Raw genomic sequence first — 18,063 nt, forward strand, 5'->3', positions numbered from 1 at the left:
ATCTTATAATTATTTATATATCAATATTTTAGAAATATATTAGTAAATACATATTGTTACTTAATATATTATTAAAAGCATAAAAAAACTTTGCCAAAGATACGAGCCGTACGGGCAAGAAACTTTGGCAAAGTATAGTGATGCAAAAACTGCTTGTCGTGCTACGACTCATTATTCACTTATGAGTTCAAAGTCTAATTGCTTTTTCATCAGGTCGGTGTTTTTCACACGTATCATTACTTCATCACCAAGCTGGTAGGTTTTACCAGTGGCTTGTCCTACCAAGGCGTATTGTTGTTCGTCGAAAGTGTAATAATCGTCTTTGATGTCGCGAGCACGTACCAATCCTTCGCATTTGTTTACGGTAATTTCTACATAAATACCCCATTCGGTTACGCCCGAAATCACTCCTGCAAACTGCTGGTTCTTATGGGCTTCCATATATTTCACCTGCATATATTTGATAGAATCACGCTCGGCTGAAGCTGCTACACTCTCCATTTGTGAGGAGTGTTTGCATTTGGTTTCATATTCGGCTTCGGGTTGTGAAGGGGCATTATCTAAATAGAGTTGCAAAAGGCGGTGTACCATCACATCGGGATAACGGCGTATAGGTGAAGTGAAATGGGTATAATAATCGAACGCCAAACCGTAGTGACCTATGTTTTTGGTAGTATAAGTAGCCTTTGCCATTGAACGTATTGCCAAGGTATCGACTAAATTCTGTTCTTTCTTGCCCTTTACTTCTTCTAAGAGATTATTAAGCGAATCGGTAGTGGTTTGACGGTTTTTCAAATCCAAACTATAGCCAAATCGGTTAATAACTGTATTAAACTGTTGTAGTTTCTCAGCATCGGGTTCATCGTGTACGCGGTATACGAAAGTCTTTTTCATTTTGGCTACATACTCGGCTACCTTTCTGTTAGCCAATAGCATAAACTCTTCAATTAGTTTGTTGGCTTCCTTGCTTTCTTTGAAATATACTCCTGTAGGGTTGCCGTTCTCATCGAGGTCGAATTTCACTTCTACCTTATCAAAAGTAATAGCTCCCAAACGCATACGCTTGCCGCGCAGTTTTTCGGCTAAGGCATTGAGCGTGAGAATAGCCTCTACTACCTCAGCAGGTACGGCACGCTCTTTATCGGTAATAGAAGTCTCGGCAGGAATGGTGTACCCCTCCCCTACTTTAGCTTGCTCTATTACTGATTGTGCTTCTTCGTAAGCAAACCTAAATGACGAGTGTGTTACGGTGCGTCCTATCCAAATATCTATTACTTCGGCTTTCTTATTCATCTCAAACACTGCGGAAAAGGTGTATTTATCTTCATCAGGGCGGAGTGAACAAGCAAAGTTACAGAGTATTTCGGGCAACATTGGCACTACCCTATCTACTAAATATACTGAAGTAGCACGGTTGTAAGCCTCTTCATCTAATATAGTACCTTCTTTCACGTAGTGCGATACATCGGCAATGTGTACGCCAATTTCGTAATTGCCATTTTCTAATACTTTGAATGAGAGCGCATCATCGAAGTCTTTTGCATCACGAGGGTCGATAGTGAAGTTAAGAGTTTGGCGCATATCACGACGACGCGCAATCTCCTCATCGGTAATTGATAGGTCTAAGTTTTTAGCAAAGGCTTCTACCTCTTCTGGATAAGTGTAGGGCAGACCGTATTCGGCTAAGATAGAGTGCATTTCGGTAGTTTGTTCCCCTGGTTTGCCGAGTATCTGTTCCACTACCCCCATAGGCGAATCGCTTTTGTCTTTCCAATCTTCTATGCGTACAATTACACGGTCGCCGTCCTGAGCGCCATTGAGTTTGTCTTTTAGCACAAAGAAATCAGTATACATACGGGCATCGGTAGGAACGACAAAGGCAAAGTTTTTGTGCATTTGCACAGTACCTACAAAGCGCACTTTGTTGCGTTCTAACACCTTACTAATTTCTCCTTCCATCTTATTGCGATTTCTAAAACGTGGAAATACATACACTTCTACCAAATCGCCGTGGAGAGCTTTATTTAGAAAATTCTGTGCTACAAAAATGTCGTTGTCTAAACCATCAACTATTACATAGCCATTGCCACGTGCACTCACATCCAGCGTACCTACATAATAGTGTTGCATAGGGATAGCTTGATACTTTCCGCGGTCGATTTCTACAATGCGTTTTTTCTCTTTCAGTTGTACGAGTTGTTTCACCAGCATATCACGACGTGGTGCATCGGTAATGTGGAGTTTGGCAGCGATTTGCTTGTAGTTGAAACCCTCTTCGGGGTGTTCTTGCAACACCGAGAAAATTGCTTTGATAAGCTCGTGCTTGTTGCGTTTAGCCAGACTCTTATTCTTTTTAGGTTTCCCTGATTTGCCTTGTTTTTGAGTTTTATTTGTTTTTTTCATAGTAATTTCTTTTTTAGATGTGAGCCACACAGCAATGTGAATAAATGCAAAGATAATCATTTTTGAGTTATCAACAATCTCTAAATTATAAACTGAAAAAAAATATTTTTTTAAAAAAGAAGGTTATTATTATGAGGGTGTGAATAGGAGGTAAAAAAATAGGCTTAAAAATTTGCTTTTTTCAGTTGATGTGATTTATGATTAGTTATTAACAATAAAAAACGATTTACGACTTTTAAAATGAATATTTTAGGCAAAACTGTTGATAACTGTCCAACGATTATTTAACTGCATTTTGTGGATAATTTTTTAAAAGGGCAATTGTGGATAACTGTTGTATCACTGTTGATAATTTTCTAAAAAATAAATTTGCTTATTTTAGACTTGGATTCGTATATACAGAAAAGCGAGAGAAGCAAATTTATTTATCATTTTTTAAGTAATAGTTATAAACAAGTTTTTAGGGGATAAGGGTCAGGTATCAGGGGTTAGGGGGTATGAAGTTATTTGTTTCTTCTGTCTTCACCCCAGAGTAGTTTGTATCTTAGTGTATTGATAAAACTATCGCCGTCTAATCGTATCATTTTCACTACAAAAGGTGCTTTGCGCACAATAATAGAGTGCTTTTTGTCTACCGATTTGATATGAGAATCTAACGATAAAAGGAATTTCTTTTCCCGTCCTGAGATAGTGAGTTTAATTTCAGTATCTTCGGGGATGATGAGCGGTCGCATATTGAGGTTGTGCGGTGCGATGGGGGTAATGACAAAGTTTTTAGCTGTAGGTAAAATTACGGGGCCGCCGCAGCTCAGCGAGTAGCCTGTAGAGCCTGTAGGGGTAGAGATGATAAGTCCGTCAGCCCAATACGATGAAAGGAAGTCACCGTTTAACTCAGTATCGATAGTAATCATTGAGGCTGTATTTTTTCGTGTAACGGTAATTTCGTTGAGGGCGAAATTTATAGGGTCTACTGGATCGCCACTATCGGCATAGACAGCTTCTATCACCGAGCGTTCCACTACTTCGTAAGTTTTATCGCGCAATTGCAGAAAAACGTTTTGCAGGTCGTCTTTATGAGCATTTGCTAAAAAACCCAAACGCCCTGAATTGATACCTAAAATAGGTATTTGTAAATTGCGGAGATAAGTAATACCTTTCAGCAGGGTACCGTCGCCTCCAATGGTGAGCATTACCTCGTACGAATTATCGAGGTCGGCAAATGAGCTAAAAGGTTTAGCTTTGAGGAATTGGTGAGAGCGGATATTCAGTTCTTTAAGGATTTCACATTCAATAAATACCTCGTCATCGGGCAAGAGGTGAGAGAAGAGTTCGCGCAGTATAGCTTCATTTTCGGTAGAATATTGTCGGATATAGATTGCTATTTTCATTGATTTGCCAATTGGTATGGCAAAGATACAAATTAATTGATAATGAACAATTGACAATGAAGAATTTTTACTATTTTTGCATTTTCAACCTCTCCAATATATGAAATACATTCCCCTTTCTCTTTTACTATTAGCTACTGTTAGTAGTTGCGACGGCTGTAAAAATAAATCAACCTCTACTATAGACGAAATTTATGTGTCTGATAGTATAAAAGAATATAGCCCAGAATCTCAAATTATCCAATATAGTCAAGACCCAGAAAACACTGATACTCCTATTGATACTACAAGCATTGAATTTGAAAACATACCCGCTGCTTCTGTTGCCGATAGTATCAATTTGTATATCTCAGGACTTGCTCAGAATGAAAAAGCGATCCACGTTTCTTTTTCTGATATATACCAAAACGACACCTTAGATGTGCCTCCACATTATATCAAGAACCAAAAGAAATTAGGAAAGGAATTTATGAAGTATTTTCCCTTAACAGGCAACTATAGAACTCGCTTTTTCAAACGTATGAAATTCTCTGAAACTGATACACTCTATCTCTATAACATCGATAAGAATACGTTGAAAAAATTTCCTTTATCTACTCTAAGAGTCGCTGCTAATCTCAATGTTTATGCCGATGAAAAAGACATTTCCTCTTACAATTACGAAATAGGTTTTGAAGTGTATTACGCTAAAGATAAACTCTCTAGGGAAGAAGCTGAAAATGGTTTTACTTTTGCTTATGTAGGCAAAGAAAATCCATTTGTAGAGAACCAAATGCAAGTAGTTACTTGGAAGGAAATAAAAACATCTGCTTTCCCTGCTACCTACAAAATTGTAAATCCTAAATACAGATTAGGAAAAGCGTACAAATACCATTACAAACAAACTACTTGTTATATACAAGATTTTACTGAAGATGATAGTTATTACGACCCCATTGCACGCTATTTTGTAGTGATAGATAACAACACTAAAAAGATTATCAAGCGTCAATTCTTTAAATCAGGTGAATCTACCTCTATTACTCCTGCTGAAAAAAGCGATATAATACCTCCTACCTATATAGGGCACTTGCTTAAAGGAAAACCTGCTTGTATCTTTGGTTTATATGGAGAATCCTTTGGATGTGAAGCCCTTGTCTTCCTCAGTGATAACTACTCAGACCTCCCTATACAATGCGATAACCGACATTGAGAAAATCTTACCTTTTACTTTTTTTATAAAACAGCTTATTCATCACCTCTCCGGTTTGCAGGTTTAAAAACTCTTGATTGGTGGTGGGGCTATCTAAGCCACCGAGTTTAGGTAACCACTTGCCGGTTTTGATGTAGTCTAAACACCCTAACAACTCAGGGTATTTGCGCTGTACTTGCTTGAGGTTGAGCCCTGTATAGAGTGCCGTTTTCAGCCGTTTGCACTTCACTTGGAAGATAAGCGAGAGCAGGGTCTCTACCTGCCACTCGCCTCCCATAAATAGCACACAGCTTATCATATCTTCATACTTGCTAAGCAGTTGTTCCAAACCTTCATTAGTAAGCGCACAGCCTTTGCTACCGTCCCAAATATATTCGGAATGGCAACCCTCACACGCCAACGGACACCCTGTGATGGTAAAACACAGGGATATCTCGTTGGGTACTTCTTGGAGGACTATATCGTAACTGCTATACCGTAGCGTTCCCATAGTAACGTATTTTAGCTTCTTTTTGTCGGTCTTTAGAGAAATTAGTGATGCGTTTGAGATAGCCTATCACCCGTGTCGCGTGGTCGATATTTTCAGAACCACAATGGGTGCAGTGGTCGTGCGTGTGTTTATCGATATAGCCACAATCGTTGCACACGGTTACGCATATATTAAAGCAGAAGTAGTTGCAACCCGTTTTAGCGGCTACATTTAGCAACTTATAAAAACCTTCGGCAGTGGTGTATTCTTCGAGATTGCAGTGGTAAGCCGAACCGCCGTCTAAGTACTGTATATAGTCGTTGCCGTGCAAATAGAACTTATCGATAAGGTTTTGAGAGCTGTCTTCCACAATATAGAAATATGAATTGTAGCAATCGCGTGGCACTTGCAAGCCATCGGCTTTGTCCCAAGCAGCATTCTTCACGCCTAAATTCTCGGCAGGTACAAACTCGGTATTGAACATAAAGCCGTATTTGGCTTTAGCTTCCTTGTTTTTGTCGTAAATTAGTTTGAGGTTTTTGTTGATGAACGCCTTATAGTCAGGATTATCGGAAATGCGAATCCCTAAATACTCGGCAGCTTCCACCATTCCGTTGATACCAACGGTGAGGAATTGCTTATCAAGTGAGATGAAGCCCGCATCGTACACCGGTAACATACCCGCATCTTTGTAATCCTGAACAATAGCGCGATAAGCTACTTGGTATTTATGGATATTATCTAAGGTGCGTTCCAACGACAAGTGTTTTTGGTAGAGGCGATTCATATTAATGGTTATCACATTAATACTACCGGTAGAAACACCTCCTGCCCCAAGTGAATAACTAAAGGTGTTATCGGAAATTTCATTGCGCAAACGACAGCAACTTGCTAATGAATCGGCGTTGTCCGATTGGTATACAAAGAAGGCATTCCCTTCGCTGAGCTCTTTGGCACAGAAGCGCGCAAAATGCTCGTCGTACACGTGTTTGCCCTTAGTGAGCATTGCTGCGGTTACTACAGGGAAGGTGAGTATCGCCTTGGTGCGTTCGATATTGAACCAATGCATAAAGAACTGTTGGAGCTTGTCTAAAGATTCATAAGAAGGCTTGCTACCATCGGGGTAAACGAATGTACCGAACATCGAGTCGAAATAAGGGCGGTCATACAGCGATATGTTCCAGAATACCGACTGATAGCCACGTGCTGCTGCTGGCTGATTGATAGCGTATACTACGTGTTGCAGTTCGTTTTCTATCACTTCACGGTGGGTATTGAGGTAATCGTCGCCATAGTCTTTACGCGCAAAATGGTCGAAGTACATTAGGAACTCTACCGTTGCTACCGCTCCTGCAAACTGAGAGGAAACGGAAAAGAGGAAGTTCACGAACGACCCGCAATAGCTTGCCAAATGTTGCGGAGCTTTACTTTCTCCACCGAGTTTTACGAGCCCGTCCAAGAGCAAAGGATACATCGAAACGCTCACACAATAAGGTTTGAGGCTCGTTTCGTCGTGCACGTAGATTTCGTGTTCCTCAATCTGACGGATATACTCATCGGCTAATTCTTTGCCAAAGAGCTGTTCGATTTTGTGAGACACGAGCGAACGGTTCACTTGAATATTGATATCTTTATTGAGTTCTGCCTCCATCGTAGCGATGTTTTTATGTGCCACATTGGCATTGGCATCGAAGAGAGACCCCGTAGCGGCATTGTGAGATTGTAGGTAATTTTCGATGAAATTACGCTTTGTTTGAAGCTGTTCAGCTGTAAGCTTAGTGAATTTACTCATAATTTTTTATTTATTATTATTTCGTTCAGGTGAAAAAGAGTACTGAGGGATTTATATAAACCTCTCATATATAGTACATTGTATAATATTGCTTTTTATAAATTCCCTAAAAAGGGGAAGTAATTTTTTCTTAGTTGCTGGTGCAAAGGTACAGAATAAAGTAATAGGTTATCAACAAAATTAAAATAGTTATCAACAAAGTTATCAACAATTTTCGTTACTTATTCATACTTAGGAGTTAAGGAGTAAAAACTCCGTTATTAAAATTTTGTAACAAAAATAGGATTACATTTATTATAAAGTAACGTGAGTTCGATTTAAGCAGCAACGAGTCTTTTTAGATCAACAATGTCTTCTTGCAAATTAATAGAAGGCTTTTTATCAGGGTATCCCTATGATGCGCACGCCTGCGGATTACAATGCCGAGGCTTTCCCCAAAGCAGAGCAACAGCCTGCCATTGTTAAAGATAACAACGATCCTCAAGGAATGGGACGTGTACGGGTACAGTTCTTTTGGCAGAAAGGCGATGAGCTAAGCCCGTGGATCAGAATGATACAACCCTACGCAGGCAATGGCAAAGGTTTTTATTTTATCCCTGAGATAGGCGAAGAGGTAATGGTAGACTTTGAGAACGGCAATGCCGAACGCCCGTTTGTGCTGGGGGCGCATTATAATGGCGCGGCAAAGAGTGGGTATAAACCAACGACCAAGGCTATACATACTGAGAGTGGTACAAAAATTGTACTTAACGATGAAGATGGGAGTATAAAAATTGAAGATGCAGTAGGCAACAGCCTCATTTTTGATGGCAATCAAAAGATAACTCTCAGTAGTTCTATTTTTGAAATCAATACCCAGCAGATGCTCATTAGAGCCACTGATAAACTGCACATTACCACAAATAACTATGTGCTGAACGTACTTAGTCAGTTGTATATATTTACCGCTTGGATGAAACAGAAGGTGAGTGGTTTTATGCAGGTATTTAGCAACACTGCCCTTATCAAGAGTACCAACACCCTTGATATCGAAGCCAAAGAAGCAAAACTCTCAGGCAAAGAGTGTGCAGTGCTCGACTCAAAGAAGAAGGCGGTGGTCAATAGCTTGGGGGTAGCTCAGTTGCAAGGCAAACAAGGGAATGAGTACAGCAATAATGGGCAAGGGATAGCGCAGGCACCGTTAGAAAAAATAGGCTTAGCTGTGGTATATTTTAGACCTTTAGAAGACTGGAGAGGTGAATTTGGGTTTGATTGGATGAGAGATAAGTATTTTCCATTTAAAAATGAGTTAGCATATAAAGATATCATATCAAGTGGATACTCAACAAAAGAATCAGATAGGTGGTGATTTCATTGCAGATGGAAAAATACAAATGATTAGTCCTACAATAAGAGAGAGTTTATAATCGGTTACAAGAACTGTTTTTTCAACAGAATGCGAGATATAGAGATAATTACTTTACTATATTTAAGTTTGGTGTAGAGTCAAATAAAGATGGATTATTAGGAGAAACACAAGATATAAAAACTGAAAATGTTATTATATTTACTTTACCTCGTGGAAATGAAGATTACACTTTAGCCCACGAAACCTTACACGGACTAGGACTTTATCACACACAGAGAAGTTAAGTTTGCGAAAATAGATGGGTATGAGACAAAACTAATGATGCATGATGAAGTTATTATACCATATGATCGTAGTAATAAAAAATATATCTATTTCTATGGTTCTACAACCAATATAATGAGTTATGGCACACTTAATAAATTTACTACTTGGCATTGGCAATGGCTGATTATAAATCCAAATCTACGAACGTTTAATCTTTAATTTACAAATAAATGAATAAGATAGTATTAATCATAATGTTATTTATTTCAAACCATCTAATAAGTCAAATAACCATTAAAGAATTTGTACAAAAAACAGAATACAAAGATTGGGAGACAGAACCAAGTTATTCCAATACAGAAGAAGATTGGTACTTTAAAAAAGATAATAAAAGAGTACGCATTTCAAAATTTAGTGATACTTTTCAAATAGAGGAGACAAATACGCTAACTCCTTGGGAATGTTTTTGGTCTTATAGTAGAAAAACAGAAATTTTAGTACTAAAAGGGCAAAGCTTTTATAATATCCCAACTGGGAAATGGGTGTATTATGATGAAATGGGAAGAATAAAGAAAGAAATTGATTATGATAAATCATATAAATTTTCAATAAAAGAACTTATTGAAAAAATAAAAAAAGAATATGATATTGATATAGAAGGAGAAATTAATAGCCCTATTGTAGGTTTAGAAACTGACAATGAGGGGAATAAATATTTTTTTATTTCTTTTGACCCTAAAGGATTAGTAAACATATATGGAGAAAGAACCTATATACTTGTAGATGTCAATACAGGAAAAACTCTTTTCAAAACGAGCTATTTCAAAAGAAATGATGGAGAAAAACCTCCCTTTTATCGTTATTTAGAGATGAAAAAAGGTAACATAACCTCTATCTTCATAGAAGAAACCACTCAGCCTAAAGAGTTAGGTGTACCCTATAAACAAGGTGGCTATTACCCTCCTAGCACTTACCAACTCTACAACGGCAGAGCCTAAAACAAAGAGGAATGGGCAGCGTATGTAAAAACACGCCCTTGGTGGGAAAGGTTATTCTTAAGCTAAATTTTAAAGATTAATCATTATGTCACAAATCATCACCAATACCGCAGAACTCAGTTGCAATCAAGGTACAGCAACGAGTAAACTCAATGTTACAAGTCAAGATTTTGTAACTATTGAGGGTAAAGCTATGGCTACTGAGGAGGACAAGCAAGCGAATACCAATATACAGCCTTTTAAGCAATGCAAACTAAAACCTTCTTCTGGTGGTTATTTACCTTGTGTGCCTGCTCCTATTCAATGGGAAGATGCTGCAGAGAAAGACACTATTATGGGATTTTATCGAAACAATGATTTTAATACCGATTTCCGTCCTGAGAGTCCAGCCGTAATAGAAAATTTTAAAAATGAGTATAGAAATGTAACAATAGATCGCGATGGCACACCATATAGGTATTTTGTGCCTAAACTTATGAGGAAAATATTATTATACATTGTAGTATTAACAATAAATCATATGATGGCACAAGAAAACAAAAATTCTTTAAAAGATACAATTATGTTTAAACGATTTGATTTTGAATTATACAAAAGAAACTATGAAGGTTATAAAGAAGATCCAACACGTCCCCCATTTTATATATTAGCAGATGGGAGTGCTTTTGAATCATTTGTAGGGGGAGATGATATATATTATCTTGTGATACCTCCTAAGCCTTCCTACCATTATTATATGTATTTTTATTACCCCAACGGAAGACTAAAAGAATATGGAGCTTTTGCAGGACTTAGAAGTACTGTAAAAATAGGTGTTTGGAGACAATATGATGCTATAGGAGATGAAACACAGGTAGATGAAGAAGCAAAATTTGAGAAATGGTCTTTTAATAAGGTTTTAGAGGTATTAGAAAAAGATGGAGTTATCAATTTGCGAACGGGAAAACATAGAGAAGCAAATGAATTAGACTTTGATTTTGATGAAAAAGAAAAAAAATGGACAGTGGCAGTTGTTAAAGAAGTAATAGATGTTTTTATTGATGTTTATTATGAATATATCTTTGATTGTGTAGCTGGGACATATACTCGAGAAGAATATGAACGCTATAATAATAAAGCAATAGATCTTTCTGGGTTACCTCAATTAAAGAATAGTAAAGAGAATAAAGATAGAGCAATAAAAAAGTGAAATAATTTTTATTAGTTATGCCACAAATCATCACTGATACTGCAGAACTCAGTTGCAATCAAGGTACTGCAACAAGTAAACTCAATGTTACAAGTCAAGATTTTGTAACTATTGAGGGTAAAGCTATGGCTACTGAGGAAGATAAACAGGCTAATGCCAATATACTGCCTTTTAAGCAAAGATATTTTGATGATAGTCTAACTACTACTTCTTATTATAGCTCTAATAAGGCAGTAGTAACTACAAGCCGTATAAAGCCATTTGTGATAACACACGAAGTATACCATAGTTTGGGCTTACCTCATTCATTTGAAAATAAAAATCATATTCCTCAAGGAAATAGTAGAGAAATAGAAAGTAATGGAGAATATTCATTTGGATACCGAATGACCACCAATATTATGGATTACTCAGATCACAGGAATAATCTATTCTATTGGCAAATAAAAATAGTTCGTAGCAAAGCGGCTCCAGAACCTAACAATTATAGACCTGAACAGTTATGAAAAAATTGATCGCGATTAGTTGTTTACTATTGATAGTAAACCTTAGTAATGCACAATATATATATGAGTTAAAAATTGATAAAAAAATGGATAAGAACAATCGCCCAACAATAGATAGTGGATTTGACATTCTTCATTTAGAAGAATATAAAGATTATTTAATCAAAGACCCCGATAATATTGATAAAGATGTTTATGAAAAGAAAACCTCTTCAGGAAAAATACAAATAGAGGGAGGGTATGGGAATGATTATCACTACAAAGAATGTTTTGATAATTCAAGCTATTATATATTTAAGATATATGATGCAAAAACATTGAAGATTAGATTAAAAAGGTTGTCAGAAGAACCAACAAGAATTGCCTTAGGCAAAGAGTATCTCTATGATAGTAATGCTACCCTTATCAAAACCATTGATCACGATAAGGGATGGAATTTTAGTTATGAAGATGTGATTAATTATTTATACGAACATATAGAAGATGAAGTAGAAATATTCATTTCTTCTATCAAAAAAAGAGTATACCAAAATAGAAATTATTGGCAAGTAGAAACTAATGCAAGCTTTTGGAAAAAGAATCATTTCTTACGTATAGATGGCAATACGGGTGAGATACTGTGTCATCTTATTTTGTATGCAGAAGAAAACGCTCCTGCAATAAATGTGCTTAAAACTATTGTACCTAATAAGATAGATAAACTTCCTCCTGAAGAAAATAAATATCTTCATTGGATAGATGAAAATGGCAAAAAGTATCAAACCCCAGACACAAGGCGGAAAGTCAATGGCATTTCATATACCGAAGAAGAATGGAAAGCCTATGAGGAAGAACAATGGCAACGCTATCAGAAAAACAAAGGAAAAAGTTGGTGGGAGCGATTGTTTAGTTAAAATGTATAAGTTATGCCACAAATCATCACCAATACCGCAGAACTCAGTTGCAATCAAGGTACAGCAACGAGTAATCTCCCCTGCTGGCGCGAGCTTGTAGCTCGTGCCTACTATAATAAGAGCGTGTTACTCATTCCTTATCAATTACTGTAAGTTCCAGTAGTAAGTACAATTTTTAAATATCATTTCTTTTCTCAAACACAAAATTACTAATTTTCGGGAACTTTTATTTTATTATAGGAAAAAGTTTAAACAGCTTCTAAGTACATCAAGGCAACACAAAAACGAAAGAGTAAAAATAACCAAAATAAAAGAAGAGGCTAGTGATTGGCAACCTTAAAAAAAATCTATGAAAAAAATAATATTTATGTTAATATTTAGTTCAATACTTTCTTTATTAGGATGTAAAAGTAAAGAAGAAAAATTTTGGGAAAATCATAAAGTTATACTATATGATACAAAAGAAGCAGAATTATTTATAAATAATTCAGTAATTAAACCAATGGAAGCAAGTAAAATACAAGAGGAATTTGCATTAAAAAATAATAAAGCACCTGAAATGTATACATTTTTTATAGTAGATAATTACTATGTATTTACTTCTTATTTTCAACCCAAAATACCTAATGCCTCAATAAAGGGAATTTGGGTAGATGCCACCACTGGTAAAGCTAAGTATGTCTTAGAAGATATAAGAATTAGAGCATATAAACCCTATACGGAGAAAGAAAATGCATATCCTTTTTAAGGGAACTATATAAAGTTAAATTCAATAGAAATTTAGGTATCTATTCGGTGAATATAATGGAAAATGGAGAACATTGTACCCCTGCTGGCGCGAGCTTGTAGCTCGTGCCTACTATAATAAGAGCGTGTCGCTCATTCCTTATCAATTACTGTAAGCTCCAGTAGTAAGTGCAATTTTTAAATATCAATTTTTTTTCTCAAACACAAAATTACTAATTTTCCGGAACTTTTATTTTATTATAGGAAAAAGTTTAAACAGCTTCAATATAATGGACTATTCTCATTTAGTAAAAGATCCTGTATCTGGCAACGCACGAAGTCCTATAAATCGTTTTCAATTATGGAAATGGCAATGGGAAACTATACGAAAACATTATTTATTAAAATAAATCTCTTATGAGGAAAATATTATTATACATTGTAGTATTAACAATAAATCATATGATGGCACAAGAAAACAAAAATTCTTTAAAAGATACAATTATGTTCGAAAAATTTGATTTTAACCTATGGAATACAAGGTACAAAGATTTTGAAAAAGATCCTAAATATGGGGGGTATTACAAATTAAAAGATGGTTCTTCTTTCCGTCCTATTTATGGAGGAAAAGGGTATATCTTTTATGAAGTGATTCCCCCCTTACCTGCCTATTACCATTACTTTTATGATTATTATGAAAATGGTAATCTTAAAGCCTATGGTAAATACGCAGGTATGCAGGTAGTAAAAATAGGTGTTTGGCATTACTTTGATGAGAATGGCAAAGAAACTCAAGTGAATGAAGAAGCAAAATTAGGTAAATGGACATTTAATGCTATTTTAGAGGTATTGCATAAAGATGGCGTTATTGATCTCTACACAGGTAAAAATAGGGATTGGAATAAATTATGTATTGAATTTAAAAATAATAACAGAGAGGTAGCTGTTATCGTTTTTAAAGAAAGAATAGATATATTGATAGATACTTATTACGAATATATATTTAACTGCAAAACAGGAAAGTACACTCGTAAAGAGTACGAACGTTATAATGAAAATGCTAAGGATATGCCTACACTTCCTCCTTTGAAAAATAGTAAAAAGAATAAACGTAAAAGAAAAAATAGCATATCAATAAGTGAGGAAGAGTACCAAGACCTTCAGATTTTACAATGCAAAACAATTAATAATAACAATAAAGCTGAATGTTTAAACGATAGAGTTATGTTTGAATATTTTGATTTTGAATTACACAATAGAAACTATGAGGGATATGATAAGGAAATCGGAAATCCTCATTTCTATAAAGCAAAAGATGGTAATTTATTTAAAGGGGTAAACTTTGGAGGAGAAAACATATACTACATAGTAATCCCCAAAAAACCAGCTTATTATAGGTATATGTATTATTACTACCCTAATGGGAAACTACGAAAGTATGGAAAATATGCTGGGATGGGAGGAAATACTATGATTGGAACATGGTGTTATTATGATGAAAATGGAAAATTGGAACAAATAGATGAAGAGAGAAAATTTGGTAAATGGAGTTTTGAAAAAATATTAGGTATATTAAACAACGACTCTTCTATTAATTTAGAGACAGGAAAAAATAGAGAGGCTGACAAGCTATATTTTGAATTTGATAAAATAAAACATATATGGATAGTAACTGTTGTTAAGAAAGTTTTACATGATATTATTGATGTTTATTATGAATATATTTTTGATTGCACAAGTGGAAAATATGTTCGGAAAGAGTATGAAAGATATAATAATGCTGCTGGAGGATTTGAATTGCCTCCATTAAAAAACAGCAAAGAACAGCAAGAAAATTCAACTTCCCTCTTCATAGAAGAAACCACTCAGCCTAAAGTACCCTATAAACAAGGCAGCTATTACCCTGCTGGCACTTACTAACTCTACAACGGCAGAGCCTACAACAAAGAGGAATGGGCAGCGTATGTAAAAACACGCCCTTGGTGGGAAAGGTTATTCCTAAGCTAAATTTTAAAGATTAATCATTATGCCACAAATCATCACTAATACTGCAGAACTCAGTTGCAATCAAGGTACAGCAACGAGTAAACTCAATGTTACAAGTCAAGATTTTGTAACTATTGAGGGTAAAGCTATGGCTACAGAGGAGGACAAGCAAGCGAATTCCAATATACAGCCTTTTAAGCAATGCAAACTAAAACCTTCTTCTGGTGGTTATTTACCTTGTGTGCCTGCACCCATCAAATGGGAAGATACGGCTGAGAAAGACACTATCAACGGGCAAAAAATACTTACAGAAAACTCCTATTGTATGTGCTCAGTAGGTGGTAAAATCACCATAAAAGACAAAGGGCACAACGAAAATCATAATGCAGAATGACCTAATCGCTACGACTTCGGAGTGCCACATTCTGCGCCCCCTTGCGCACAAGTAGTTTTGAGTAGCCTAAAAGGTTTTCAGCTGCTCAAAACACAACTTGCTACCATCTGGTGATGGTAAAACATAGCCCAAAGGGCTATATTTAGGTTAGTCTACAAACTGCGCCACAGCGCACTCATCACACTCTTTAAAGGGTATTTTTGAGCTAAAAACAAGGGTTTTGCTTTATGCTACAAAATATTGTATTCCAAGTGTCTTTTACTTTATTAACTTATTGATTTTCAGTAATTATACTGTTCTAACGTTACAACCTTCGTACTTACCTATGCCCTCTCCACATATTTTTTTGGCAAAAAAAAGCCGCTTATGGAACTTTGCTCTCGTAACGCAATTCTATAAGCGGTTATTTCTTAAAAATAAGACTGTTATAACTCTATAAGTCTCATATTAATATCATAGAAAATAAAAAAGGGGCTGTCCTTAAAAGTTTAAACTAAACTTTTCGGACAGCCTCTTCTTTTATAAACAAGCACTTTTATGCCCCTATTTCAAGGATTGTCAGCAATTGCTTTATTATTTAATATTCGCTTGAAAGGCTGCTTCTGTAATTCTCCTATAAACTTCTACAGTTTTTCTATTCTGCCAATTATCCAACAAAGTATTGGTAGTAATAGTAAGTTGGTCGTTAGTTATTTCAAAAGTAGGCATTGCCCTCTCTTTTCCGTCATTTATGATAAAACTATTCCCTAATAACGTATACGACTTAGCTTCTACATTCCCATAACTACATTGCTGATTGTTATAAGTAAAGTTATACTCACGAAGCTTGTCACGACCAAAAACCAACATCGAACGTTGTGTACATTCATCTAAGGTAGTCGCTACTCCATTCACTGTTTTAGATACTATTTGCCAATATCCTACCAAAGGATTGTTTTGAGAAGGTTTATATTCCATTTTATTAATTTCCTCCAATTCACTTTGAGTAAGTTTTCTAAATACAGCTACCCCTTCATTATTGTTTTTATCTCTATATTTCAAGGTAAGTTTATTCCCACTAATAGAAAAAGTATAGATATCTTCTCCTTTTTTTAGTGTGTTACCCGATACAGTATAGTTAGTAGGAGTATTTTTTTCAAATGTACAGTTACCAGTATTATCGGTATCAAAATCATACGTTTGTTGCTGTGTGCCATTGTATATTCGCACCTCTTTGCCATCACAAGCAGGTAATGGTATTTCTTTCCCATTAACTGATATCGATTCTAATTGCCACGCTCCAATAAGTGCTTGGGGGTCGTTAGTGCTATCATCGTCCTTGCTACCACAAGACGAAACCATTGTTGCAAGTGCTATAAAAGCACCTAATAAAATTTTTCTCATTATGTTTATTTTTTTTGTTTAAAGCACAAAGATAGTAAAAAAAACAACAATACCAATCAAGAGTGAATAAATAATTTATAACTTACAAATGAACAAATCATCCATTTGCCTAATTGATAAATTATTCTTACTTTTGTGCCCTAACTTAATTACCACTCAATAATGAAGAAATTTTTTATAAGCCTAATAGCAGGTATTGCTTTAGTAAGTTGTAGCAAAAACGACGACAATAAAAAAGAAAATCCCCAAGAAAGTAATATCCTCCGCAAAATGACCACAAGAGATGCTGAGGGAAACAGTTCAGTAGCTTTATATACAGTAGAAAATGGAAGACTCACTGCCATAACCCTTCAAAAATATAGCAAAAACGGCACCCAAAATGGTACTCCCGAGGTAAGTACTTTCTACTATGATAGCCATAACCGTATCATTAAAGCTGTAACTACAGGCTCTGAGGGGGGAGTTGACGATAAAACCGATAAATACAGCTATGACGATCAGGGGAACCTCGTTACATACGAAAAAATATTTACTGATAGTCACAGGTCTAAAGAGTTTTACGAATACAGCTATACAGGCAAACAACTCACCAAAATATTTCAAAAAACCTACACAAAAGGAAGTATAAATGGGGTACCCTACACCAGAATAGATTGCTATGAAGAGACTTTCACTTATAGTAATGGAGGTAATACCATAGTACAACACAATAAAGGTTTTGAAATAGATGCTCAAGGGGCTGTGATAAGTAGAACTATCTACGAAGCTAACACTATTACCTATACACTTTCCAACGGCAATGTTGTAAAAACAGATAATAAAGATTCCGATGGTCGTTTGCATTACGTAGTAGAAAGCACTTACGACACTAAAAACAATCCTTTACAACATTTTGTTAGTATGTTAGCCCTATACCCTGAAGTATTTAGTGAAAAAGCAAAGAACAATATCACTAAAATGACCACTACCATAAATGATAATGGTAAGACTCAAGTAACTACTGTTCGCTCTGAGTACAACTACAATGCATCGGGCTATCCTATCAGTGCTAAAGTGTACACTAAAAATGATAATGAGGCAGAAAAAGAATCAACAATAGTATATGAATACTAAGTACATAGTTACAAAT

At 35.8% G+C, this 18,063-nt stretch carries 13 protein-coding genes and 3 pseudogenes; 11 read left to right on the top strand and 5 right to left on the bottom strand.

Translation table 11 applies throughout. The features are described 5' to 3' along the window. Positions 1 to 171 precede the first annotated feature (171 nt). Together rnr and CBG49_RS02765 are read right to left on the bottom strand one after the other, a co-directional pair. On the bottom strand, positions 172 to 2,403 hold the full coding sequence (gene rnr, locus CBG49_RS02760) for a ribonuclease R (protein ID WP_088595245.1): 2,232 nt from the start codon (positions 2,401 to 2,403) through the stop codon (positions 172 to 174). Positions 2,404 to 2,906: 503 nt separating this feature from the next. Then, the gene (locus CBG49_RS02765) at positions 2,907 to 3,791 is read right to left on the bottom strand and encodes an NAD kinase (RefSeq protein ID WP_009413073.1); all 885 of its coding nucleotides are present in this window, start codon (positions 3,789 to 3,791) and stop codon (positions 2,907 to 2,909) included. Positions 3,792 to 3,891: 100 nt separating this feature from the next. Here CBG49_RS02765 and CBG49_RS02770 point away from each other — a divergent pair, with 100 nt between their 5' ends. Continuing rightward, positions 3,892 to 4,983: a hypothetical protein gene (locus tag CBG49_RS02770; protein ID WP_088593282.1), complete on the top strand. Its 1,092-nt coding sequence runs from the start codon at positions 3,892 to 3,894 to the stop codon at positions 4,981 to 4,983. Positions 4,984 to 4,990: 7 nt separating this feature from the next. Here CBG49_RS02770 and nrdG read toward each other — a convergent pair whose 3' ends face one another. Both nrdG and nrdD read right to left on the bottom strand, forming a co-directional pair. Continuing rightward, entirely contained in the window at positions 4,991 to 5,473 is a 483-nt protein-coding gene (gene nrdG / locus CBG49_RS02775; RefSeq protein ID WP_088593283.1) for an anaerobic ribonucleoside-triphosphate reductase activating protein, read from the bottom strand. Further along, on the bottom strand, positions 5,454 to 7,244 hold the full coding sequence (gene nrdD, locus CBG49_RS02780; RefSeq protein ID WP_088593284.1) for an anaerobic ribonucleoside-triphosphate reductase: 1,791 nt from the start codon (positions 7,242 to 7,244) through the stop codon (positions 5,454 to 5,456). Before nrdD ends, nrdG begins: the two co-directional genes overlap by 20 nt. A 394-nt stretch (positions 7,245 to 7,638) precedes the next feature. Between nrdD and CBG49_RS15905 the strand changes: the two genes are divergently transcribed. The 9 genes and pseudogenes from CBG49_RS15905 to CBG49_RS02830 all read left to right on the top strand — a co-directional run bounded on the left by CBG49_RS15905 (position 7,639) and on the right by CBG49_RS02830 (position 15,551). Next, a complete protein-coding gene (locus tag CBG49_RS15905; RefSeq protein WP_193433076.1) occupies positions 7,639 to 8,592 on the top strand; it encodes a phage baseplate assembly protein V in 954 nt (317 codons plus the stop codon). 497 nt (positions 8,593 to 9,089) lie between these two features. Further along, complete coding sequence (locus CBG49_RS02790) at positions 9,090 to 9,857, top strand: hypothetical protein (RefSeq protein WP_157668356.1); 768 nt, start codon at positions 9,090 to 9,092, stop codon at positions 9,855 to 9,857. Positions 9,858 to 9,942: 85 nt separating this feature from the next. Further along, a pseudogene (locus tag CBG49_RS15910) lies at positions 9,943 to 10,191 on the top strand (PAAR-like protein); the annotation flags it as partial. Positions 10,192 to 11,063: 872 nt separating this feature from the next. Next, positions 11,064 to 11,225 (top strand): annotated as a pseudogene (locus tag CBG49_RS15920) (PAAR-like protein); the annotation flags it as partial. Positions 11,226 to 11,548: 323 nt separating this feature from the next. Further along, complete coding sequence (locus tag CBG49_RS02810; protein ID WP_088593286.1) at positions 11,549 to 12,445, top strand: hypothetical protein; 897 nt, start codon at positions 11,549 to 11,551, stop codon at positions 12,443 to 12,445. A gap of 12 nt (positions 12,446 to 12,457) precedes the next feature. After that, positions 12,458 to 12,523, top strand: a pseudogene (locus CBG49_RS16340) (DUF4280 domain-containing protein); the annotation flags it as partial. A gap of 271 nt (positions 12,524 to 12,794) precedes the next feature. After that, entirely contained in the window at positions 12,795 to 13,193 is a 399-nt protein-coding gene (locus tag CBG49_RS02815; protein ID WP_088593287.1) for a hypothetical protein, read from the top strand. Between the two features lie 440 nt (positions 13,194 to 13,633). After that, positions 13,634 to 15,091, top strand: a complete 1,458-nt coding sequence (locus tag CBG49_RS16015; RefSeq protein ID WP_227002943.1) for a hypothetical protein — start codon at positions 13,634 to 13,636, stop codon at positions 15,089 to 15,091. Positions 15,092 to 15,197: 106 nt separating this feature from the next. Then, positions 15,198 to 15,551 carry a DUF4280 domain-containing protein gene (locus CBG49_RS02830; protein ID WP_088593288.1) on the top strand — a complete coding sequence of 118 codons (354 nt, stop codon included), beginning with the start codon at positions 15,198 to 15,200 and terminating at the stop codon, positions 15,549 to 15,551. A gap of 573 nt (positions 15,552 to 16,124) precedes the next feature. On the opposite strand, the gene CBG49_RS02835 is transcribed toward CBG49_RS02830, so the two are convergent. Next, positions 16,125 to 16,934 carry a lipocalin-like domain-containing protein gene (locus tag CBG49_RS02835; protein WP_088593289.1) on the bottom strand — a complete coding sequence of 270 codons (810 nt, stop codon included), beginning with the start codon at positions 16,932 to 16,934 and terminating at the stop codon, positions 16,125 to 16,127. Between the two features lie 162 nt (positions 16,935 to 17,096). Between CBG49_RS02835 and CBG49_RS02840 the strand changes: the two genes are divergently transcribed. Next, the gene (locus CBG49_RS02840) at positions 17,097 to 18,047 is read left to right on the top strand and encodes a hypothetical protein (RefSeq protein ID WP_088593290.1); all 951 of its coding nucleotides are present in this window, start codon (positions 17,097 to 17,099) and stop codon (positions 18,045 to 18,047) included. Positions 18,048 to 18,063: the final 16 nt, after the last annotated feature.

Source organism: Capnocytophaga endodontalis (assembly GCF_002209445.1).
Lineage (GTDB): Bacteria > Bacteroidota > Bacteroidia > Flavobacteriales > Flavobacteriaceae > Capnocytophaga > Capnocytophaga periodontitidis.

Excerpts from the sequence above, each read along its gene's own strand:
- rnr (WP_088595245.1), bottom strand. The coding sequence starts at position 2,403 with ATGAAAAAAACAAATAAAACTCAAAAACAAGGCAAATCAGGGAAACCT.
- CBG49_RS02765 (WP_009413073.1), bottom strand. The coding sequence starts at position 3,791 with ATGAAAATAGCAATCTATATCCGACAATATTCTACCGAAAATGAAGCT.
- CBG49_RS02770 (WP_088593282.1), top strand. The coding sequence starts at position 3,892 with ATGAAATACATTCCCCTTTCTCTTTTACTATTAGCTACTGTTAGTAGT.
- nrdG (WP_088593283.1), bottom strand. The coding sequence starts at position 5,473 with ATGGGAACGCTACGGTATAGCAGTTACGATATAGTCCTCCAAGAAGTA.
- nrdD (WP_088593284.1), bottom strand. The coding sequence starts at position 7,244 with ATGAGTAAATTCACTAAGCTTACAGCTGAACAGCTTCAAACAAAGCGT.
- CBG49_RS15905 (WP_193433076.1), top strand. The coding sequence starts at position 7,639 with ATGATGCGCACGCCTGCGGATTACAATGCCGAGGCTTTCCCCAAAGCA.
- CBG49_RS02790 (WP_157668356.1), top strand. The coding sequence starts at position 9,090 with ATGAATAAGATAGTATTAATCATAATGTTATTTATTTCAAACCATCTA.
- CBG49_RS02810 (WP_088593286.1), top strand. The coding sequence starts at position 11,549 with ATGAAAAAATTGATCGCGATTAGTTGTTTACTATTGATAGTAAACCTT.
- CBG49_RS02815 (WP_088593287.1), top strand. The coding sequence starts at position 12,795 with ATGAAAAAAATAATATTTATGTTAATATTTAGTTCAATACTTTCTTTA.
- CBG49_RS16015 (WP_227002943.1), top strand. The coding sequence starts at position 13,634 with ATGATGGCACAAGAAAACAAAAATTCTTTAAAAGATACAATTATGTTC.
- CBG49_RS02830 (WP_088593288.1), top strand. The coding sequence starts at position 15,198 with ATGCCACAAATCATCACTAATACTGCAGAACTCAGTTGCAATCAAGGT.
- CBG49_RS02835 (WP_088593289.1), bottom strand. The coding sequence starts at position 16,934 with ATGAGAAAAATTTTATTAGGTGCTTTTATAGCACTTGCAACAATGGTT.
- CBG49_RS02840 (WP_088593290.1), top strand. The coding sequence starts at position 17,097 with ATGAAGAAATTTTTTATAAGCCTAATAGCAGGTATTGCTTTAGTAAGT.